The sequence below is a fragment of the Streptomyces sp. TRD_SC_5 genome (genome assembly GCF_056836825.1).
Genome location: NZ_JBWZZS010000001.1, coordinates 3,802,540 through 3,821,669, shown reverse-complemented (window position 1 = coordinate 3,821,669; position 19,130 = coordinate 3,802,540). Strand labels below are relative to the sequence as shown.

Annotated in this window: 22 protein-coding genes and 1 tRNA gene; 14 read left to right on the top strand and 9 right to left on the bottom strand. The window is 68.5% G+C overall.

Annotated elements, in window-relative coordinates; all coding sequences use genetic code 11:
- Positions 1 to 14: 14 nt before the first annotated feature.
- The 3 genes from AC1P0E_RS17780 to AC1P0E_RS17770 form a co-directional block, all read right to left on the bottom strand.
- Positions 15 to 1,055 carry an LPO_1073/Vpar_1526 family protein gene (locus tag AC1P0E_RS17780; protein ID WP_482743146.1) on the bottom strand — a complete coding sequence of 347 codons (1,041 nt, stop codon included), beginning with the start codon at positions 1,053 to 1,055 and terminating at the stop codon, positions 15 to 17.
- Positions 1,056 to 1,838: 783 nt separating this feature from the next.
- Positions 1,839 to 2,204: a hypothetical protein gene (locus tag AC1P0E_RS17775; protein WP_482743145.1), complete on the bottom strand. Its 366-nt coding sequence runs from the start codon at positions 2,202 to 2,204 to the stop codon at positions 1,839 to 1,841.
- Positions 2,204 to 4,189, bottom strand: a complete 1,986-nt coding sequence (locus AC1P0E_RS17770; RefSeq protein ID WP_482743144.1) for a hypothetical protein — start codon at positions 4,187 to 4,189, stop codon at positions 2,204 to 2,206. The genes AC1P0E_RS17775 and AC1P0E_RS17770 overlap by 1 nt, the downstream gene beginning before the upstream one ends.
- Before the next feature lie 812 nt (positions 4,190 to 5,001).
- On the opposite strand from AC1P0E_RS17770, the gene AC1P0E_RS17765 reads away from it, so the two are divergent.
- Together AC1P0E_RS17765 and AC1P0E_RS17760 are read left to right on the top strand one after the other, a co-directional pair.
- Entirely contained in the window at positions 5,002 to 5,217 is a 216-nt protein-coding gene (locus AC1P0E_RS17765; protein WP_482743143.1) for a type II toxin-antitoxin system VapB family antitoxin, read from the top strand.
- Positions 5,214 to 5,636: a PIN domain-containing protein gene (locus tag AC1P0E_RS17760; RefSeq protein WP_482743142.1), complete on the top strand. Its 423-nt coding sequence runs from the start codon at positions 5,214 to 5,216 to the stop codon at positions 5,634 to 5,636. Before AC1P0E_RS17765 ends, AC1P0E_RS17760 begins: the two co-directional genes overlap by 4 nt.
- Before the next feature lie 201 nt (positions 5,637 to 5,837).
- On the opposite strand, the gene AC1P0E_RS17755 is transcribed toward AC1P0E_RS17760, so the two are convergent.
- A complete protein-coding gene (locus AC1P0E_RS17755; protein WP_482743141.1) occupies positions 5,838 to 7,001 on the bottom strand; it encodes a PP2C family protein-serine/threonine phosphatase in 1,164 nt (387 codons plus the stop codon).
- 98 nt (positions 7,002 to 7,099) lie between these two features.
- The gene (locus AC1P0E_RS17750) at positions 7,100 to 7,867 is read right to left on the bottom strand and encodes an IclR family transcriptional regulator (RefSeq protein ID WP_482743140.1); all 768 of its coding nucleotides are present in this window, start codon (positions 7,865 to 7,867) and stop codon (positions 7,100 to 7,102) included.
- A 134-nt stretch (positions 7,868 to 8,001) separates the two neighbouring features.
- Here AC1P0E_RS17750 and AC1P0E_RS17745 point away from each other — a divergent pair, with 134 nt between their 5' ends.
- Positions 8,002 to 8,649, top strand: a complete 648-nt coding sequence (locus tag AC1P0E_RS17745) for a GOLPH3/VPS74 family protein (protein WP_482743139.1) — start codon at positions 8,002 to 8,004, stop codon at positions 8,647 to 8,649.
- 152 nt (positions 8,650 to 8,801) lie between these two features.
- On the opposite strand, the gene AC1P0E_RS17740 is transcribed toward AC1P0E_RS17745, so the two are convergent.
- Both AC1P0E_RS17740 and AC1P0E_RS17735 read right to left on the bottom strand, forming a co-directional pair.
- Positions 8,802 to 9,236, bottom strand: coding sequence for a DUF6083 domain-containing protein (locus AC1P0E_RS17740; protein ID WP_482743138.1), 435 nt, complete (start codon positions 9,234 to 9,236; stop codon positions 8,802 to 8,804).
- A 175-nt stretch (positions 9,237 to 9,411) separates the two neighbouring features.
- Positions 9,412 to 10,005, bottom strand: coding sequence for a rhodanese-like domain-containing protein (locus AC1P0E_RS17735; RefSeq protein WP_482743137.1), 594 nt, complete (start codon positions 10,003 to 10,005; stop codon positions 9,412 to 9,414).
- 118 nt (positions 10,006 to 10,123) lie between these two features.
- Between AC1P0E_RS17735 and AC1P0E_RS17730 the strand changes: the two genes are divergently transcribed.
- Positions 10,124 to 12,409 (top strand): ATP-binding cassette domain-containing protein, encoded by a 2,286-nt coding sequence (locus AC1P0E_RS17730; protein ID WP_482743136.1) that lies wholly within the window; start codon positions 10,124 to 10,126, stop codon positions 12,407 to 12,409.
- Positions 12,410 to 12,470: 61 nt separating this feature from the next.
- On the opposite strand, the gene AC1P0E_RS17725 is transcribed toward AC1P0E_RS17730, so the two are convergent.
- A complete protein-coding gene (locus tag AC1P0E_RS17725; protein WP_482743135.1) occupies positions 12,471 to 12,974 on the bottom strand; it encodes an MmpS family transport accessory protein in 504 nt (167 codons plus the stop codon).
- A gap of 228 nt (positions 12,975 to 13,202) precedes the next feature.
- Between AC1P0E_RS17725 and AC1P0E_RS17720 the strand changes: the two genes are divergently transcribed.
- From AC1P0E_RS17720 to AC1P0E_RS17710, 3 genes are all read left to right on the top strand, one after another.
- Complete coding sequence (locus AC1P0E_RS17720; protein ID WP_482743134.1) at positions 13,203 to 13,793, top strand: HhH-GPD-type base excision DNA repair protein; 591 nt, start codon at positions 13,203 to 13,205, stop codon at positions 13,791 to 13,793.
- 187 nt (positions 13,794 to 13,980) lie between these two features.
- Positions 13,981 to 14,283 (top strand): type II toxin-antitoxin system VapB family antitoxin, encoded by a 303-nt coding sequence (locus AC1P0E_RS17715; RefSeq protein ID WP_355256020.1) that lies wholly within the window; start codon positions 13,981 to 13,983, stop codon positions 14,281 to 14,283.
- 114 nt (positions 14,284 to 14,397) lie between these two features.
- Positions 14,398 to 15,030 (top strand): LytR C-terminal domain-containing protein, encoded by a 633-nt coding sequence (locus tag AC1P0E_RS17710; protein ID WP_482743133.1) that lies wholly within the window; start codon positions 14,398 to 14,400, stop codon positions 15,028 to 15,030.
- A gap of 25 nt (positions 15,031 to 15,055) precedes the next feature.
- On the opposite strand, the gene upp is transcribed toward AC1P0E_RS17710, so the two are convergent.
- Positions 15,056 to 15,691, bottom strand: a complete 636-nt coding sequence (gene upp, locus AC1P0E_RS17705; RefSeq protein ID WP_482743132.1) for a uracil phosphoribosyltransferase — start codon at positions 15,689 to 15,691, stop codon at positions 15,056 to 15,058.
- A 105-nt stretch (positions 15,692 to 15,796) separates the two neighbouring features.
- Between upp and AC1P0E_RS17700 the strand changes: the two genes are divergently transcribed.
- The 7 genes from AC1P0E_RS17700 to AC1P0E_RS17670 all read left to right on the top strand — a co-directional run bounded on the left by AC1P0E_RS17700 (position 15,797) and on the right by AC1P0E_RS17670 (position 18,984).
- Positions 15,797 to 15,988, top strand: a complete 192-nt coding sequence (locus AC1P0E_RS17700; RefSeq protein ID WP_482743131.1) for a hypothetical protein — start codon at positions 15,797 to 15,799, stop codon at positions 15,986 to 15,988.
- A 184-nt stretch (positions 15,989 to 16,172) separates the two neighbouring features.
- Complete coding sequence (locus AC1P0E_RS17695; protein WP_482743130.1) at positions 16,173 to 16,724, top strand: tRNA adenosine deaminase-associated protein; 552 nt, start codon at positions 16,173 to 16,175, stop codon at positions 16,722 to 16,724.
- Positions 16,725 to 16,798: 74 nt separating this feature from the next.
- Positions 16,799 to 17,227, top strand: coding sequence for a tRNA adenosine(34) deaminase TadA (gene tadA / locus AC1P0E_RS17690; RefSeq protein WP_482745795.1), 429 nt, complete (start codon positions 16,799 to 16,801; stop codon positions 17,225 to 17,227).
- 58 nt (positions 17,228 to 17,285) lie between these two features.
- Positions 17,286 to 17,372, top strand: a tRNA-Ser gene (locus AC1P0E_RS17685).
- A 94-nt stretch (positions 17,373 to 17,466) separates the two neighbouring features.
- Positions 17,467 to 17,631 (top strand): hypothetical protein, encoded by a 165-nt coding sequence (locus AC1P0E_RS17680; RefSeq protein ID WP_482743129.1) that lies wholly within the window; start codon positions 17,467 to 17,469, stop codon positions 17,629 to 17,631.
- A gap of 9 nt (positions 17,632 to 17,640) precedes the next feature.
- Positions 17,641 to 17,934 (top strand): Dabb family protein, encoded by a 294-nt coding sequence (locus AC1P0E_RS17675; RefSeq protein WP_482743128.1) that lies wholly within the window; start codon positions 17,641 to 17,643, stop codon positions 17,932 to 17,934.
- 180 nt (positions 17,935 to 18,114) lie between these two features.
- Positions 18,115 to 18,984 (top strand): RNA polymerase sigma factor SigF, encoded by an 870-nt coding sequence (locus AC1P0E_RS17670; RefSeq protein ID WP_482743127.1) that lies wholly within the window; start codon positions 18,115 to 18,117, stop codon positions 18,982 to 18,984.
- Positions 18,985 to 19,130: the final 146 nt, after the last annotated feature.

The window sequence follows — 19,130 nt, the reverse complement described above, 5'->3', positions numbered from 1 at the left end:
AACGCCGACGTCTACTAGTTGATCCACACGTCAATTTCTGCCTGAAAAGCCTCAGGTGCTAGCCTTTTGAAATTTGCATAAGCTACAGCAATTCCAGTTAGAGAGGGATCAAGCTCATGAAGTCCCGCATCGTGCCAGGTGCTCAGGACGGCGGACAGGGCAGGTGCGGCCTCCAACAGGATGCTGTTGATTTCCTCGTCGGTCATTGGATTCTGCCTCAATAGAGGAAAGAGGGTTTTCTCGTCCGGCAGGCCGGCCGTCCGAGAGAGGCTAATTGCATCATCGTCAGTGACGGCATTTACCTTCACCATCCCTTCGTCGGCGGGAACGAAGAGGAGGGCCGGGGTATTCGCATTTCTAGCTATCTCCTCCGCGCTCGGCGTTTCAGCCCAGACGAACCCCTTATGGAATATTCCGGGGTATCTCTCCCGCATGACAAACGGCCACGGCGATTCCCCCATAGACCGCACCGCGCAGCCCGTTGCTTCGAGGTATCGACCATCCGATAGTGTGAAGCTCGCGAAGTCTTCGCACATTGGGGTGAGTAGGGATTGCACGCTCTTTCGAAAGCTTTCTGGGCTCGCGGACATCATCTGCGTCCTCTTCAAGAAGAAGAGCAAGGACAAGGCTGCGAGGTGCTTGGATGTAAGCCTCTGTGCGGTAGAGATGCCTTCATTCAGAGCTAGCTGCTTGATGGTCCTCCCTGTCTCCAGAGTTCTCGCCACAAGCATTTGAACTAGCACCTCGCCCAGTTCAACGTCGCCACTTTTAGCGAAGCCTGCTTCTGCCTCCAAGACCGCAGACTGTACACCTGGATCTTTTAGATTCTCGATGGCGTGTGGAGCCTGCCCATTCAAGGCGTTGAGGTAGTTCAGTGCGAACTCGTCGACTCGCTCTTTGGCTATGTGAAACGCTTCCTGTGAGTACCTCTCTAGATGCTCTTTCATGAGGCGCAAGCAGATGTGCTCAGCATCCTTTACGCTGATCCCATAGTTGACGGTTTGAGCCTGTACGAGTTGTGCCCCGTCCCCAGCCTTCTGCCTAAGCCAAGCCATCAGGGCCGCCTAGCTTATTATTGTCCCCGATGTTGATGTCGCCGGAGGACTGAAAATTAACAGAATTTGCGCCACTCTGCTGACTCATTCGCAGCGGCTGAGGCGAGGCTGCGGGCGATGCCGAGCGCGCCTGGAGTACGGAAAGGACTGAAACGGCCAGTCCCATTGAGGACACGAAGAATCCCAGCACTCCCGACAGTGTGTTAGAACGGTCCAGGCCTATGTGTACGAAGTAAACGCCGAGGGCGACCATGGCTACCCCTGCCATCCCACCCAAGATCCAAAGCAGCTTGCGACGCTGTGGTGTCATGCGAGCATTCTGCCCGGTGGTCCTGGGGAGTCCGCACAGCAGCCGGGACCAGGCGGTGGGGTTCGTGGCTCGAGCGCAGTGCAGTCGTGAAGCGCTGACGCAGGAACGCACCCAGTGCTGGCAACTGTGCGATCCGCGTCGAAGGTGCGCAGCCGCAGGCGGCCCCGCACCATCCACGATGGCCGCATTGGCTTATGCCCAAGCGGGCGTGGAGACGGTCCGATCGACCCTGAAGAGCGCGATGGCCCTCTCGGCCAGCCTGAGGTTGGCTAGCTTCCCGCGGCAAGTGCTGCCGAGTGCGGCTGTAGCCATCCTCTGGCCAGGATGCCGCTCGACGACCTCGTGTCGACGGAGAAAACCCAGGTCACCCACCAGGTCGGCAGCGGTCACACGCCGGTCTTGGGGCCGTTGCTGCGCCGGCGGGGCCCTCCGCTTAGACCACAAACGGCCCCCACCGGTTTGGCAAGGTCGCATCAGCTGGCTGTCGGCCAGCGCTCCCGGTCGTACGGCAGCATCCAGCCGGTGACGTCGCCGGCAATACGCCGCACCTGCAGCTCCGGTGTCGTGGAGCGAAGCGGCAGGACGTAGAGACCGCCCCACTTCTGAGCCTTGGGGAGGTCGTGGAGATACTCGCTGACGTGGTTGGCCAGACCGTCATCATCGTGCGGTCGGCAGACCGAGCCGATGTAGCAAACGGTCCCGCTGATGTCCTCAGCGACGTAGACCGCGCAGGACACCGCCGGCAGGAAGTCCGGGGCGACGGGCCGTTTCTCGGGCATCGCCCTGAGCAGGCTTGTCCCGCAGAGATCGGCGAGCGCCATGTAGGTGCCTTTCTTCATCAGGCCGTCTCGCCCTCTTCCTCGGTGCCCTCGTCTTCGTTCGTCCTGTCATCAGCAGCCGAGGTACCGGCGTCCACAGCCGCCTCCCACCACTCCTCAGCGGTTCCCAGCATGATCTTGAGCTGGTCTCTGAGCAGGCGAGCCTGAGCGCGGCCACGCTGTTCGATCAGCGCCACGCCGTTCTCGTCCTCAATGCCACCGAGGTTCCGCATCGCGTCAGCCAGAATCCTGAGGGCACCCTGCGTGTCCTTAAGACCACGCTGGTATTTCGCTTCGAGGGCCGCCTCCTCGCCTAGGGGCTCCTGCTTCTCCTTGTCCTTCGGCGCCAGATCCTCGCGGAGGAACTTGTTGTTGATGTAGGTGTCCGCACCCGCAGCGCTCTGCTCGGGCTGTCCCTGAGCGTCCACCTGACGTGGCCGGAGACCGGAACGGTCATCTTCGACCGCCTGCCGGAGATGCTGCAGGCCATGTTCAGTCTCGAGCAGCTCCTGCATGATGTCCGCCGGAGGGCGACGGTCGGTGCCGATGTCGTGCCTCGGGCCGCTGATCGCCTTGTGCTTTACGAGGACGTACGCCGCGCGGACCCACAACTCGGTCCCCGCAGGCCCGCCGGCCTCGCCGTTCTCCAGCTCCTTGAGCGCAGCCTGGTACAGGGCCTCTGGTGTGCGCCGCGTCGGCTTCCATCCGTTGGCCTGGTTCAGGTGCGGCGGAAGGGCGCTCTCCAGAGTCTTCCGGAAGGCGGCCAGGTCCGGCTCTGAGGCCTTGCCCCGCAGTTCCCGGGCGATCATCTCGACCCCGAGCGGAAGCTTGGTCTTCAGAGTCACGTTCTTCCGCCGCTGCCCCTTCGGTGGCTCCCCGCCAGCGAGAACCAGGGCGATGGGCTTGCGCACCGCGTCATGGATCTTGGGCTCCCGCGTGGTGAAGAGGTGCACGATGCTCGCTGCCCGGTCATCCAGGAAGGCCGGGATCTTGTTCTGCTCGGCCTCCTCCTGAGTCAGCCGACCGGCCAGCCAATCGGCTTCAACGTCGGTCGGGACGACGGCTGCGGCACGTGCCGCGAGGAGGCACTCCTCTGAGAGCACTGTGTACTTGGCCGCGTCGTTCCAGGGCAGCTTCGTGTTGAGGTGATCCTGGGCAACACGGGCCTTGATCGCCTGGGCGAGGTCCACCGCACCGGGGACATCAGGCACTACGCCGATGATGAGCTCGAAGTCGGTGACGGCGCACCGCACCGCCGCCTTCTCCGTTTTCTCGATCTTGTTCTTCGGCTTGTCCGCGTAACTGTTGATCTTGTCAATGTGGGCCTGCATCGGAGCTGCGCCGCGAGGCAGTCCGAACAGCACGTCGCCCGCATCGGCGCCCACGTAGTAAAGACCGTGGCTCGTACGCGTCGATCCCTCGCGGACGAAGATGTGGGTGGTCGGGCTTTCGCCGTCGGCGTCGTACGACACCGTGGTGGCGACGCCGATCGGCGGGTCCATGATGCCCTGGTCGGCGATCTCCGGATTCGGTAGATTCTGGCTGCGCGTCGTCTCCATGGCCCAGGTGAGCTGCTCCGCGAGCGCGGAGCGGCTCGTTACGCGTACGGACATCTCACCCACGCCTGCCTCGGCCGCAGGCGTCAGAGTGGCCGGCGGCGCCCCCACGCTTCCGGCGAGAGCGAAGTAGATCTGGTCGGCGTTGCGGGGGTTCAGCGGGTCCGGCGCGAGGCGAGCGGTGTACACCTGTCCCGAGACGACGAGCAGATCCGCACCAGGGATGCGACGACGCTGCGGGTTCTCGACCTGCGGAAGGACCGCGGCCGGGTTGGTCCAGATCGTCGAGATTGCTCCGGCGGCCCGGTCGCTCATGCCGTGCTTCTTCAGAGCGGCACGCAGATCCTTGTGCAGGTCAGTGTCCGGGATGTCAGGTACCCGGCGGATGGGCTTGGGCAGCTCGGTCTTCTCACCGCGGATCGTCGCACCGGAATTGGGGCTGAGAGGCATCTGAGGCCCTCCTCGTGGTCCCCTCCACGGGAACCACTCCCGCGGAGGCATTCACGCGGGAGCCGGAATCGCCGATCCAGCCCTCGCACCCACGCTCTGCGGATCATGGCCCGCGTCACGGGGAGCGGTAGGAGCACATCCAGTCTGCGTAGTCCGGCCTCGGCGCTCAGTCAGTGCTGGCGCTGTACGGGCCTCGCTCTTCCTCCCCGTGAAGTCGGCGCTTCTGGGGAAGGGGCGCATACACGCGTGTCCCTACATCACTTCCCCCAGTTTCCGCCAACGGCAGCGAGCAGGCAAGCGAATAACCGACGAGCGGCAGAAGGTGATCACTCTTGTCGCAAGTTAGCCATCGGACGGCACTGCATGATCAAGACGAGGCGTGAACGGGGTCGGTCTGCACGGCGCCTGTACCCGGCTAAGCCGCAGTTCAGGCTAGGCCCTGATTCGTGTACCTGGTGGGCTGTAAATCTGCCGACTGACACTGTCGTCCAGTCTCAACGGCAGTCTCATGCGTGGCAGTTCACGCTCGTTCAAGGCCGCGCCGTCAGAGGGCAACACGCAGGACCTGAACTGCCCTGAACTACTGGGAACGGTAACCAGCAGAGTTGGAAAGCGTGTTGGGGGCAACCCCTCACGAGTTCGAATCTCGTATCCTCCGCCACCGCTACTGCGGTACAGAAGGCCCCGACCGGGAAACCGGCCGGGGCCTTCTGCGTTCCGTGGCTTGTCGCTTCAGGCGCCGCACCATGCCGGGCGCCTGACGCGCCGTGCGAGATATACTTGATCCCACAGTTGATATCCAGGAGGTGCACATGAGTCGAACCGTCATCGATCTGGACGACGAGCTGGTCGCCGACGTAGCGAAGGCCCTGGGGACGAGCACCAAGAAAGAGACCGTCAACACCGCCCTGCGCGAAGTGCTGGAGAACCGGCGCCGCGCCCTGGCGCTCACCCGGCTCCGCGCCGCGGCCGACGAGGGCTCTTTCGACCTGGAGCTGTTCGAGAACAAGGGGAACTACCGGCGGTGAACGCGGCGCAGTTCCTGATCGACACCAGCGCGCTCGCGCGCTTCTTGCGCAGCGATGCGGAGCAGTACGGCTGGGACCAAGCGGCAGCCGCCGGCCTCATCGCCACCTGCCCCATCACCGAGCTGGAGTTCTTCCACAGCGCCCGGTCGGCAGCCGGCCGGCCGCGCGGCATCGAGGACATACGGCTGATCTTTGGCTGGGTTCCCGTGGACGACCGCGCCTACGACCGCGCCTGGCAGGTCCAGGACGCCCTCACCAAACAGGGAAAGCACCGAAGCGCCGGTGCTGTCGACCTCGTCGTTGCCGCGACAGCCGAGCTGCAAGGGCTGACCCTCCTTCATCGCGACCACGACTTCGAATGCATCGCGGCAGTGACTGGCCAAGCCCTCCAGTGGTACGGCCCGGAGCCCGGCAAGTAGGTCGGCAGTGGTGGCGGTTGCGGTTGCGGTTGCGGTTGCGGTTGCGGTTTCGTTCGCCTCCGCCCAGCGCCGCCCGAACGGAGGCAGCCGGACCGATCCGCCGCAGACGAGGACGGGTACGGCTTCGCTGGACGGCCATAAGACATATGGAAACGAGTGCTCGGGCAGAGCGGGGCGGCTTCCCCGCGCCACCCGGCCGCGTCAGCGGGCTTCGGCTTCGACCGGGTGGCGGTAAGTCGGGCCGGCGTCCAGAGCCCGGCTCTCGGCAGTGGCCGGTTTCCGGAGCAGGAGCAGTGCCGCGTCGTCGTGGAGCCGGCCCCCGACGTGCGCCAGCAGTTCGTCGTGGAGCGCGTCGAGGGTGCGGGACGGGTCGTCCGACATGTGCCGCGCCGCCCGCTCGACGAGCGGGTAGAACTCGCGCTCGTGGTTGCGGGCCTCGGTGACGCCATCGGTGTAGAGGAGCAGCTGGTCACCGTCGGCGAAGGGCAGGACCTGAAGGCTCGGCCTCTCGCCGGTGAGAGCGTGCAGCCCCAGCGGGGGAGCCGGGTGGGTCGGCTCGACGGCCCGTACGCGGGAATCGCGGACCACCAGCGGCGGGGCGTGCCCGCAGTTGACCACCTCCATGCGCCCGTCCCCGGGGTACCCGACGACCACCGCGGTGACGAAGTCGTCGGAACCCAGATTGCGCGCCAGGCTCCGCTCGATCCTGACGACGACGTCGAGGAGGTCCGGCTCGTCGTAGGCGGCCTCCCGGAAGACACCGAGCACCAGAGCGGCGGTGCCCACCGCGGGCAGGCCCTTTCCCCGTACGTCGCCGACGATCAGCCTGATCCCGTACGGAGTCGGCACCAGCGCGTAGAGGTCCCCGCCGATGCGGGCCTCCGCATCGGCGGCGCTGTAGCGGACGGCCACCTGAAACGGGCCGACCGTCGTGGGCACGGGCTGGAGGAGGGCGTGCTGGGCGGCCTCGGCGACCGAGCGCACGGCCGCGAGCACCCGTTCGCGGCGCACGCGCAGCCCGCCGGCCAATCCGCTCGCCAGGGTTACGGCGACCAGCGCCGACAGCACGATCGCCAGCTCGTGACCCGGTACGCCGTCACGGACCCCGAGCACGGCGCCCAGTACGGCGGCGAGGAAGCCGACGCAGAGGACCCCCAGCGGCCGGCTGGTGGTGGCGGCCAGCGCGGGTCCGGCGGCGAGCAGGGGCAGCCAGGTCATCGCGGCTCCGCTGACGAGGCCGAGGAGTACAACGACAGAGACGATCAGCACGGGCGCGACGGAGGCAAACGCGGCGGCTCCTGTCCGGGTCCTCGTGAACGGCCTCGTCGGCCACCAGCCGCCTGCATGGTCTCGGGCCTGACTCATGTGTGGTCCGCGGTCCTCTCCTGGTGGCGGCGCAAACGCCCGAATGTCCCTTTCGTCCAGAGAACAGGTTCCGTGCGGGTGCCACAAGGGCCGGGATTTCAGATAGTGAGCGAAAGGCCCCTGGTCACGCGACCGGCTGTGGGGAGCAGACGCGCTCGCACCTCGTCGATGCGGGACAGCCGGTCCGCCCGCATGGAGATACCGAGCGAGCCGAGCTTGTCGCCGCTGTAGACGGGCACCGCGACGCAGACCGTACCGAGGGCGTACTCCTCCACGTCCATGACGGCCGGGGCGGTGGCCGGCGACTCCAGTCGCCGGATCAGTTCGGAACGGTGAGTGATGGTCCGGGGCGTGAGGTCGGCGAGGGAGTGCCGGGAGAGGTAGTCGTTGCGGGACTCGTCGTCCAGCTCGCGCAGCACGCACTTCCCGAGCGCGGTCGCGTGCCCGGCGTCCTCGAATCCCACCCAGAGGTCGACCCGGGGCGCGCGGGGGCCGTCGACGATCTCGGCGACCCGGATCTCGCCCTCCTCGTAGAAGGTCAGATAAGCGGCGGTCGACAGTTCGTCCCGCAGAGCGGCGAGCGTGGGCCGGATGCGGCTGAGCTGCGCCTGCCCGCGGCTCCCGGCATGCAGCGTGTCCAACTGGTCTCCGATGACGAAACCGCCGTCGGCCAGCTTCCGTACGTACCCGTCGTGGACCAGCGTCCGCAACAGGTGGTAGGCCGTGGCCGGTGGCAGGCCCGTCTCCCGTGCCAACTGCTTCGCCGGCGCACCGTTCCCGTGCGCGGACACCGCTTCCAACAGGCGGAAGGCTCGCTGTACGGAAGTGATGAGCGTCGGGCCGGGGGGGCCGTTCTGCGCTGCCATATGACCAGCGTGCGCCCGACGCACCCTCCGGGCAAGATCCCTCTGCCACGGCGGCGTAGGAACCGGGCCGTCCATGAGGGAGGCTGGTACGGCTCGCGCTCTTGCGGCAACGACATTGGGGGAACGGGAAAACCATGGACAGCACGCTCGGTGAACAAGTCATGCTCCTCTCGCTCGAGGACGACTCGGGTGTCGGCCAGGAGGCGATGAGGACGAGGCTGGCGGTGGCGGGGGCCGCGTTGGTGGAGCTGGTGTTCCTGGGGCGTATCGCCGTGACGGACGGGAAGGTCGTGGTGCTGGATCCGGCGCCGGTCGGTGAGCCGGCCGTGGACCCGGTGCTCGGCGCCCTCGCGGACCGCGACAAGCCCCGCAAGGCCCGGGACTGGGTGGAGCTGCTGCAGAACGACGCGGTGGACGCGGCGCGTGAGCGGTTGCTCGCCCGGGGGCTGGTGCGGGAGGAGAAGAAGCGGGTGTGGGGAGTCTTCCCGATCCGCCGTTACCCGGAGGCCGACGGGAGCGTGGAACGGGAGCTGCGGGACACGCTCGCCGCGGTGGTGAACGAGGGCGCCGACCCCGACGAGCGGACGGCCGCGCTCCTGGGGCTGCTGCACGGCGCCGGGCTCCAGAAGCTGGCCTTCCCCGAAGCGGAGGCCAAGGCGCTCGACCGGCGCCTGACCGAGTTGGGCAAGGGGCAGTGGTCGGTGCCCGTGGTGCGTGACGCCGTGGTGGCGGTGCAGGCCGCTACCGTCGCGACGATCGCGGCTGTCACGGCTGTGATCTGACCCGAGCCGTCGTCCCACGGGGTGCCCCGCCGCGCCCCGGCTCCCCGCCGGTCTCGCGGCGGGGAGCCGGGGCCCGTGCCTTCAGACCGGCAGGGCCGTGCCGGACCTCGGCTAGGCGTACTTCGGCTAGGCGGACTTCGGCCGGGCGGACGTCACGAGGACGACACGGCAGCGTCGGGTGTGACACCCCGGGCCGCCGCCCCCGGCCCACCGGCGGCGGGCGAGCGGGCCGGGCAGAGGTCGAAGTGGCTGATGCGGCACGTGTCCGACGGGGACGACGAGCCCAGGTTGACCGCCGTGCCGTCGCCCGCGATCCGCCAGCGCTTGCCCGCGGCGACGGCGCCGACCGGCCGGTCGCCCGGCTCGATCAGGATCCAGCGACCGTGCACGGTACGGTGCCAGGTCGCCCGGGCGCCGCACCGCTTGCACGCCGTGGCCCCGGCGGTGCGTGGATCGGGTACGGACGCCGAGGCGCGGGCCGCGAGCGTCAGCTCGACCGCCGTGGTGGCCAGTACCTCGGCGAGCAGCACCGGTTCACGACCGGGACGGCTGCCTCCGGTCCGCTCGCACGGACCGCACAGCGTCATCCCGAGAACTGCCCGCCATCTTCCGCGCGGGACACCGCACGCGTCGCACGCGTCACGTTCGTCGTACGAGATCATGACCGGACCCCCACCCGCGAACTGCCCTGTTTACAGCCGACTTGGGCAATCGTTCCACGGGGGTACGACAATCATGCCGAGAGCGACCCGGCCGGGCCCGTCACCCCCGCCGCTGCCTGAGCGCGGCCAGCGTCGCGTCGAGGTCCGCCGCGGCGGTGCGTGGCCGGTTGTGGGGGAGTTTGCCGAGGACCACCGCCATGCCGCAGGTGTTGCTGAGCGCCGAGAAGACCAGGCCGCCCGCGACACCGGCGGACAGCAGCTGCCACGCCGGGTGCAGCAGGCCGAGCGCGAGGCCGGTCAGGACGAGGGCGCCGGCCGCGAGACGGACCTGGCGCTCCATGGCCCAGGTGGTGCCGGGCGTACGGGCGCCTTCCCCGGGACGGTCCAGGTCGTGCCCGCGCGCCGCCCACGCGCTGGTCCCGCCGGTGAGGGTGGTCGCGGTGACGCCGAGACCGGCGAGCGTCCGGCAGGCGCTCTCGGAGCGGGTGCCGGACGCGCAGACCACGAGGATCTCGCCGCGTCCCGCTGCTTCCTCGATCGCGGGGAGCGCGCGGCGGAGCTGGTCCAGGGGCACGTTGTGGGCGCCGGGCAGGTGCCCGGAGGCGTACTCACCAGGTGCGCGTACGTCGATGACGGTCAGGTCGGCGAGCCGGGCGTGGGCCTGGTCGGTGTCGAGCGCGACGGGAGGGTTCATGCCGGAAAGGTACCGCTGCGCCGCACGCTTGCGGATTGCTCCATTCCGGCCGACGCCGGGCTGCCGGAGCCGACAGAATGTACGACTCCCCTGCCCCCGCGAATCCAGGAGTGCCGCAATGTCCGCCGATCCGTCCAGCCATCAGCCGACCGCAGCGGACCGCCACAACGTGATCCAGGTTCGCGGCGCCCGCGAGAACAACCTGGCCGATGTGTCGGTCGATCTCCCCAAACGCCGCCTCACGGTCTTCACCGGCGTCTCCGGATCGGGCAAGTCCTCGCTCGTCTTCGGCACCATCGCCGCCGAGTCCCAGCGGCTCATCAACGAGACGTACACCGCCTTCCTCCAGTCGTTGATGCCCAGCATGGGCCGCCCCGACGTCGACGCCCTGCACAACCTGAGCGCGGCGATCGTCGTCGACCAGGAACGGATGGGCGCCAACTCCCGTTCCACGGTGGGCACGGCGACGGACGCGTACACGATGCTGCGGATCATCTTCAGCCGCCTCGGCACGCCCCACATCGGGACCTCCACCGCCTTCAGCTTCAACAGCGCGGAGGGCATGTGCCCCGAGTGCGAGGGCATCGGGCAGGTGACGAAGATCGACACCGACCAGCTGGTGGACCGTGAACTGTCCCTGAACGAAGGCGCGATCACCGTCCCCGGCTTCGCGGTCGACTCCTGGTACTGGCAGGTCATGGCCGGCTCCGGCCTCTACGACCCGGACACGAAACTGAAGGACTTCACCGCCGCCGAGTGGGAGGACTTCCTCCACAAGCCGTCCACCAAGATCAAGGTCGGCAGCAACAACCTGACGTACGAAGGCCTCGTGACGAAGGTCCAGCGCGTCTACCTCTCCAAGGACCGCGACTCGATGCAGTCCCACATCAGGACCTTCGTGGACCGGGCCGTCGTCTTCACCGACTGCCCGGCCTGCGGCGGCACCCGCCTCAGCGCCGCCGCGCTGTCCTCGATGATCGACGGCGTCAACATCGCCCAGTGCTCGGCCATGCAGATCAGCGACCTGGCCGCCTTCGTACGGAAGATCGCCGACCCGTCGGTCGCGCCGCTGCTCGCAGGCCTGAGCCACACCCTGGACTCGCTGGTCGAGATCGGGCTCGGCTATCTGAGCCTGGACCGTACGTCGTCCACGCTCTCCGGCGGCGAGGCGCAGCGCGTGAAGATGGTCCGCCACCTCGGCTCAAGCCTCACCGATGTGACGTACGTCTTCGACGAGCCCACCATCGGCCTGCACCCGCACGACATCAGCCGGATGAACGACCTCCTGCTGCGCCTGCGCGACAAGGGCAACACGGTCCTCGTCGTCGAGCACAAGCCCGAGGTCATCGCGATCGCGGACCATGTGGTGGACCTCGGTCCGGGCGCGGGTTCGGCGGGCGGGCAGATCTGTTACAGCGGGGACGTGCCCGGCCTGCGCGCCTCGGACACGCTCACCGGACGCCACCTCGGACACCGGGCGCGGCTGCGCGAGAGCGTGCGCGAGCCGCGCGGGAAGATCTCGATCCAGGACGCGGACCTGCACAACCTGCGGAACGTCTCGGTCGACATCCCGACGGGTGTACTGACCGTGGTGACCGGCGTCGCCGGCTCCGGGAAAAGCTCGCTGATCCACGGGTACCTGTCGGTGCGCGACGGCGTGGCGGTCGCGGACCAGTCCCCCATCCGGGGCTCGCGCCGGTCCAATCCGGCGACGTACACCGGCCTGCTGGGCCCGGTCCGTACCGCCTTCGCGAAGGAGAACGGCGTCAAGGCGGCGCTCTTCAGCGCGAATTCGGAGGGCGCCTGCCCGGGCTGCAACGGCCTCGGTCTCGTCTACACCGACCTCGCCATGATGGCCGGGGTGGCGTCGGTCTGCGAGCAGTGCGAGGGCAGGCGCTTCACGCCGGAGGTACTGACCTACACCCTGCGCGGCAAGAACATCAGCGAAGTGCTGGGCATGTCGATGGCGGAGGCGTACGACTTCTTCCCGTCCGGGCAGGCCCGCGCGATCCTGGGCCGGATGAACGACGTCGGGCTGAGCTATCTGCGGCTCGGCCAGCCGCTCAACACCCTGTCGGGCGGCGAGCGGCAGCGGCTGAAGCTGGCCATTCACATGGCGGAGAAGTCGACGACGTACGTCCTGGACGAGCCGACCACCGGGCTGCACATGGCGGACGTCGACAAGCTCCTGGCGCTCCTGGACCGGCTGGTCGACGCCGGGAACACGGTCGTCGTCATCGAGCACCACCAGGCGGTGATGGCGCGCGCGGACTGGCTGGTCGACCTCGGCCCGGGCGGCGGCCACGACGGCGGCCGCGTGGTCTTCACCGGGACCCCGGCGCAGCTGATCGCGGACGGGGACACCCTGACGGCGGAGCATCTGCGGCAGTACGTCGGCGGATAGCCGCGCGGGGGCTGCCGGGGACTGCCCGGGGCTGCTGGGGGGCTGGGGGGCTGGGCGGGGCTCAGAAGTCGTCGCACGTCGCGGTCGCGAACCTGCCCGTGGCCGTGGCGGTCCGCGGTTCGTTCCCGCCCACCGTCACCGAGCAGGTGGCGGAGCCGCCGGAGGCCCCGGTGGTGACGATCAGCGAGCCGCCCTTCACCAGGCCCGTGGTGTCGACTTCCTCGCGCCACGGGAGACGGGCGTCGGTCACGGTGTTCGACGAGGCGTCCCCGTCCCGCCAGGTCGTGTACGCGATGGTGACGTCCCTGGCGTCGCCGGTCACGGCGTACTTCACCGTCACGGTCCGGTTCGACTCGTCGTCGACCACCGTGACCGTCGTGACGATGACGGCGATGCAGCCGGCGGCGAAGAGGAGCACCAGGCCGAGGAGGACCCAGGGCCAGATCCGGCGCCTCTTCGGCGGCATCGGCGGGTAGCCGGCCCAGCCGGGCGGGGGCAGGCCTCCGTCCGGGGGCCGCGGCCCCCACTGCGGGCCGTCGGGGGGCGGGGGTGGCGCGTCGGACATGGGGCGCGTCCTTCCGGGTCGACGTAATCGATCATTCGCCGGGTCCGGCCCGTACGCCCCTGGGCTTGGGCCGGCGGTATGACGAGACTGCTCGCGCCGGGCCTGTTCCGCGCGGCCGACCTGGCGAAGCCCGTACGCACCCGCTCCACCGGTGGCCGCCGGTGGAGCGGGCGGGCGGGGAGACGGGCGAGTCGTGCGAAGCCGGCGCGGGTGCGTGATCATCGGAGCATGAGCCCCGACATCCGCCTCGCCCAGCAACCGGAGGCCGACGAACTGCTCGGCCGCAGCCCGCTCGCCGACCTGATCGGCATGCTGCTCGACCAGCAGGTCCCCATGGAGTGGGCGTTCGCGGGTCCCTACACGATCGCCCAGCGGCTGGGCGGCGACGATCTCGACGCGCACGAGATCGCGGCGTACGACCCCGAGGCCTTCGCCGAGCTCCTGTCGGCCAAACCGGCCGTGCACCGCTACCCCGGGTCGATGGCCAAGCGGGTGCAGCAGCTGTGCCAGTACCTGGTCGACGAGTACGACGGCGACGCGACGGCGATCTGGCGCGACGTGGCCACCGGCAAGGAGCTGCTGGCCCGCCTGAACGCACTGCCCGGCTTCGGCAAGCAGAAGTCCCAGATCTTCCTGGCCCTGCTGGGCAAGCAGCTCGGCGTACGCCCGGAGGGCTGGCGGGAGGCGGCGGGCGCGTACGGCGACGAGGGTTCCTTCCGCTCGGCGGCGGACATCACGGGCCCGGAGTCGCTGGTGAAGGTCCGCGCGTTCAAGCAGCAGGCGAAGGCGGCGGCCAAGAAGCAGGCCCCGGCCAAGTAGCCCCCACGGCGGGCGTACTCCGTACGAGGGAACGCCCACCGGGCCCGCTTTCCGTCACCTGAACCGCCGCGCATCACCGGAGGGGTTAGTTCCGCTCATGATTTGCTCCCGGTCTGGCGCCGAATACGACCTTTGCACCCCGGCCTCGTGGCTGCGCCCGGAGCCGCTTGCCCGGTAGGCTTTCCGTGTGATCTTCAAGCGCATCGGAAACGGCCGGCCGTATCCCGACCACGGCCGGGAAAGCACCCGGCAGTGGGCGGATGTCGCGCCGCGCCCGGTCCGCCTCGATCAGCTCGTGACCACCAAGGGTCAGCTGGATCTCGAGACACTGCTGGCCGAGGACTCGACGTTCTACGGCGACCTCTTCGCCCACGTCGTGAAGTGGCAGGGCGACCTGTACCTCGAGGACGGACTGCACCGGGCGGTCCGCGCCGCGCTCCAGCAGCGCCAGGTGCTGCACGCGCGCGTGCTCGAACTCGACACCATGTGAGAGCACCCGGGACGACGCCCGAACGGACGTCCCATTGGGCCTTACGGGTTGGCCTGACCCGGTGTCATTGATCATTTAGTAGGAATCGTCACCGAGGCGCACTACGCTGCGGCCATGAGCATGCTGACTCCCCCCGGCATGGGTGGAAAGTACCGCATTACGGGCGACAAGTTCCCGCGCATGCGACGCCCCCGGAACCGGCGCAGGACCATCCTCGCGGTGGTGGCCTCCCTCGTGGCCCTCGCTCTGGCCGGCTGGGGGACGCTGCAGCTCATCGATGTCTTCACCGGCGGCGGGAAGAGGACCACGGCCGCCGTGCGCGGACAGGACTGCGCCAAGGCCGCCGCGCCTTCCGCGCCCGCGCGGACCGCCGCCCTGCCCAAGCCGGGCAAGATCAAGGTCAACGTCTACAACGCGACCAAACGCGGCGGTCTCGCCAAGGAGACCGCCGACGAGCTGAAGAAGCGCGGCTTCACCATCGGCAAGGTCGGCAACGCTCCGCCGGAGTACGACAAGAAGGTCAAGGGCACCGGGATACTGCTGGGCGCGCCCAAGGCGGTCGCCGGCGTACTGCCCGTCCTCGGTACGCAGCTCAAGGGCGCCGCGCAGAAGGCCGACAGCCGCAAGGGCGCCGACGTGGACCTGATCCTGGGCACCGGCTTCAAGAAGCTGACCACGAAGAAGGACGCGGACCAGGCGCTGGCCGCTCTGGCCAGGCCCGCGCCCGCGCCCTCTGCGAAGTGCTGAGAACGGTCCGTACGACCGGCTGCCGCTAGCCTGCCGTCCCGTACATCCGGTCGCCCGCGTCGCCGAGCCCCGGCACGATGTAGCCGTGCTCGTTGAGCCGCTCGTCGACCGAGGCGGTGACCACGGTGACCGGCGTGCCGGCCAGCTCACGCTCCATGAGCTCGACGCCCTCGGGGGCCGCGAGCAGTACGACCGCCGTGACATCGTCCGCGCCGCGCTTGATCAGCTCACGGATCGCCGCGACCAGGGTGCCGCCGGTGGCCAGCATCGGGTCGAGGACGTACACCTGGCGGCCGGAGAGGTCCTCCGGCATCCGGGTGGCGTACGTCTCCGCCTGGAGCGTCTCCTCGTTGCGGATCATGCCGAGGAAGCCCACCTCGGCGGTCGGCAGCAGCCGCACCATGCCGTCGAGCATGCCCAGACCGGCTCGCAGGATCGGTACGACCAGGGGGCGGGGGTAGGACAGCTTGACGCCCGTCGTCGCCGTCACCGGGGTCTGGATGTCGACCTGTTCGGTGCGCACGTCCCGGGTGGCCTCGTACGCGAGCAGGGTGACCAGCTCGTCGGCGAGGCGCCGGAAGGTCGGGGAGTCGGTGCGCTTGTCGCGCAGCGTGGTGAGTTTGTGCGCCACCAACGGGTGGTCGACGACCTGGATACGCATGCCGTCAACAGTAGCCGGGCATACGAGCCGCCCGTGCTGGCATCAACCCGCGGGACGGAGGGAAGGTGGGGTGGGGGCAGACGCGGGCTTGGGGTGGTGTGGCCGATGCGGGACGAGGACCAGGAGCAGGACCAGGACCAGCGGGAAAGCATGGGGGAGGCCGACCGCAGGCGGCGGCGCGCCCAGTTCCTGCGAGAGCTGCACGAGGCGAAGGCGCTGCGTGAGCGGGTGCAGCCGCGCCGGGCCCGGGCGGCCCGGATGCGGCAGCAGATGCGGATGCGCACCTTCCGCTGGTAGGGGCCTTCTCTCAGGACTGGTACACGACGCAAGAGCGGAAGACCTCTCGCGGAGCGAGTTCTTCTGCCACGATTCCGAGTGGGCGGGGCTCGGAGCTGCGAAACGGTTTCTCCCCACCTCAGCCACACCCTCCGGCCGGGAGGAACTCCAACCGGCACTTCTCAAGACCAGTGGGAGAGTCACGGTGTACTTCGCCGCACTGCTCGCGCGCACCGAAGACGGGTGGAAAGCGAGCGACACGGAGCTCGACGACGTGGAAACCCTGTCGGACCTGACCGATCTGGCCCGCGAGGCCACGGTCGACGACGACACGGTGATCGTCTTCATCGAGCAGGAAGACGCATGGTTCGGCCTCGTCCGGGTGGACGGCGAGGAGGACCCGCGCATCTATGTCTCCGACGCGGCCGCGGCCGCCCGTTCCTCGTACGGGGAGATCCTGCTCACCGACGAACTGCTCGGCCGGGACCCGGAGGACCCGGACGCCCTGGAAGAGCTCGTCGACCTCGACGGCACCGAGGACGGGGAGCCGGACGAGGAACCCATCGACGAGAACGACGAAAACGAGGAGGAGATCACGGCGGACGGCGGCGTCGTACCGGCGGGCCCGCTCGGCGAGACGGGGGTCCTCGCGGACCTCGGCCTGCCCGAGAAGGAACTGCTGGCGCTCGGTACGGACGCGCTCGTCGAGATCGCCGACGCCCTGGGCGCGGCCGACGTACTGGAGACCGTCCAGTAGTGAGCCCGGCAGTGACAGAGGAACAACAACCGGAATCGGAGCCGGATCCGGTACGGGACCGGTGGCGGGCGCCCATGCGCCTGGCTCTGGAGGAGGCGGCGCGGGCGGCGGAGGCCGGCGATGTGCCGGTCGGCGCCGTCCTGCTGGCTCCGGACGGCTCGCTGCTCGCGGCGGGCCACAACGAGCGCGAGGCGACGGGTGATCCGACGGCGCACGCCGAGGTGCTGGCCATCCGCGGGGCGGCGCGGGAGCTCGGCGAGTGGCGGCTGACGGGCTGCACGCTCGTCGTCACCCTGGAACCGTGCACGATGTGCGCGGGAGCCCTCGTGCAGTCCCGGGTGGAGCGGGTGGTCTACGGCGCGCTCGACGAGAAGGCGGGCGCCGCCGGCTCGCTCTGGGACGTCGTACGGGACCGGAGGCTGAACCACCGGCCCGAGGTCGTCCAGGGCGTACTCGAAAGGGAGTGCTCGGCGCAGCTGACGGCCTTCTTCAGGGACCGCTGAGGAAGGCGCTGAGGAACCGATTTCGGAGCACGGCCCGGCGTGGGCTAAGCTCTCTCTCGGTAGCGTGTCCGAGTGGCCTAAGGAGCACGCCTCGAAAGCGTGTGATGGTGCAAGCTATCCGTGGGTTCAAATCCCACCGCTACCGCTCCGAACGAAAGCCCCTGCTCCCCGAGCCGGGGCTTTCGTGTTGTGCGGTTAGACTCACGCGACTCACGGGACCGGCAGGGGAGGCCGCACAGATGGTGCAAACGAAGAAGATAGCGATGTACGTGCTCGTCGTCTTCGTGCTGTACACGATCATCACCGACCCCCGCAGATCGGCCGAGCTCGTCCAGATAGGGTTCGAAGGCGTGTCCAGTGCCGCCCAGGGCGTCGGCGAGTTCATGTCCCAGCTGATCCAGTAGGAGTACCCCTTGATCCGCCATCTGGTCCTCTTCAAGCTCAACGAGGGTGTCGAGCGGGACGAGCCGCGCGTCGCCGCCGGCGTGAAGGCCTTCGAAGAGCTCGACGGAGTCGTTCCCGAGCTGGAGTTCTGGGAATGCGCCTGGAACATCACCGACCGGCCCATCGCGTACGACTTCGCCATCAACTCGGCGGTTCAGGACCGCGATGCGCTGAAGCGGTACATCGAGCACCCGGCCCACCAGGCGGCCGCCGGGCAGTGGCGTGAATTCGCCACGTGGGTGATCGCCGACTACGAGTTCTGAGCCCCCGCGCCAGCAGGCCCCGCACCGGTCCGGTGCGGGGTTTTCGCATGTTTACAACCCAACTTGGCGTCAACACGGAGTTATGCGGTGCTTGCACACAGTGCACATGTCTTGTGATGCTATGACCGCTTTTGACGGATGAGTTGATCGTGATTGACCGAGAAAAGGGGTGGCGTGACCGTGCCGGCCAGTACAGCGCCTCAAGCTCCGCCCCAGCAGCTCCAGCAGCTACAACCGCTCCCGCCCGAGACAGCACCCGATCCTCCGGCCGGCGGCACCCCCAAGAGCCGTGGCGCGGACACCAGGGCCCTCACGCAGGTGCTGTTCGCGGAGCTGAAGGGGCTGGACCCGGGGACACCCGAGCACAACCGGGTACGGGGCGCGCTCATCGAGGCGAACCTGCCGCTGGTGCGGTACGCCGCCGCCCGGTTCCGCAGCCGCAACGAGCCGATGGAGGACGTCGTCCAGGTAGGCACGATCGGGCTGATCAACGCGATCGACCGGTTCGACCCGGACCGCGGCGTGCAGTTCCCCACCTTCGCGATGCCGACCGTCGTGGGCGAGATCAAGCGGTACTTCCGCGACAACGTCAGGACCGTGCACGTGCCGCGCCGGCTCCACGAGCTGTGGGTCCAGGTCAGCGGGGCCACCGAGGACCTCACGACGGCCCACGGGCGCTCCCCCACGACCGGCGAGATCGCCGAGCGCCTGCGCATCTCCGAGGACGAGGTACTGGCCTGCATCGAGGCGGGACGCTCGTACCACGCGACCTCGCTGGAGGCCGCCCAGGAGGGGGACGGGCTGCCGGGGCTGCTCGACCGGCTCGGCTACGAGGACCCGGCGCTGGCCGGCGTCGAGCATCGCGACCTCGTACGGCATCTTCTCGTACAACTGCCCGAGCGCGAACAGCGGATCCTGCTGCTCCGGTACTACAACAATCTGACGCAGTCCCAGATCAGTGCCGAACTCGGCGTCTCGCAGATGCATGTGTCAAGACTGCTGGCGAGAAGCTTCGCCCGCCTGCGATCCGCAAATCGAATCGAGGCGTAACCGGATCGTGTAGTACCCGTTCAGTGGCCGAAAAGCCGCACACCCCCCTTTTCCTGCGCAGATTTGTCGACTTGGCGCTACAGCGTGTTGCCGACATGTGACATTCTGCTGGAACCGCGTTTGCCGCAGCTTCGCCGCCGGTATTC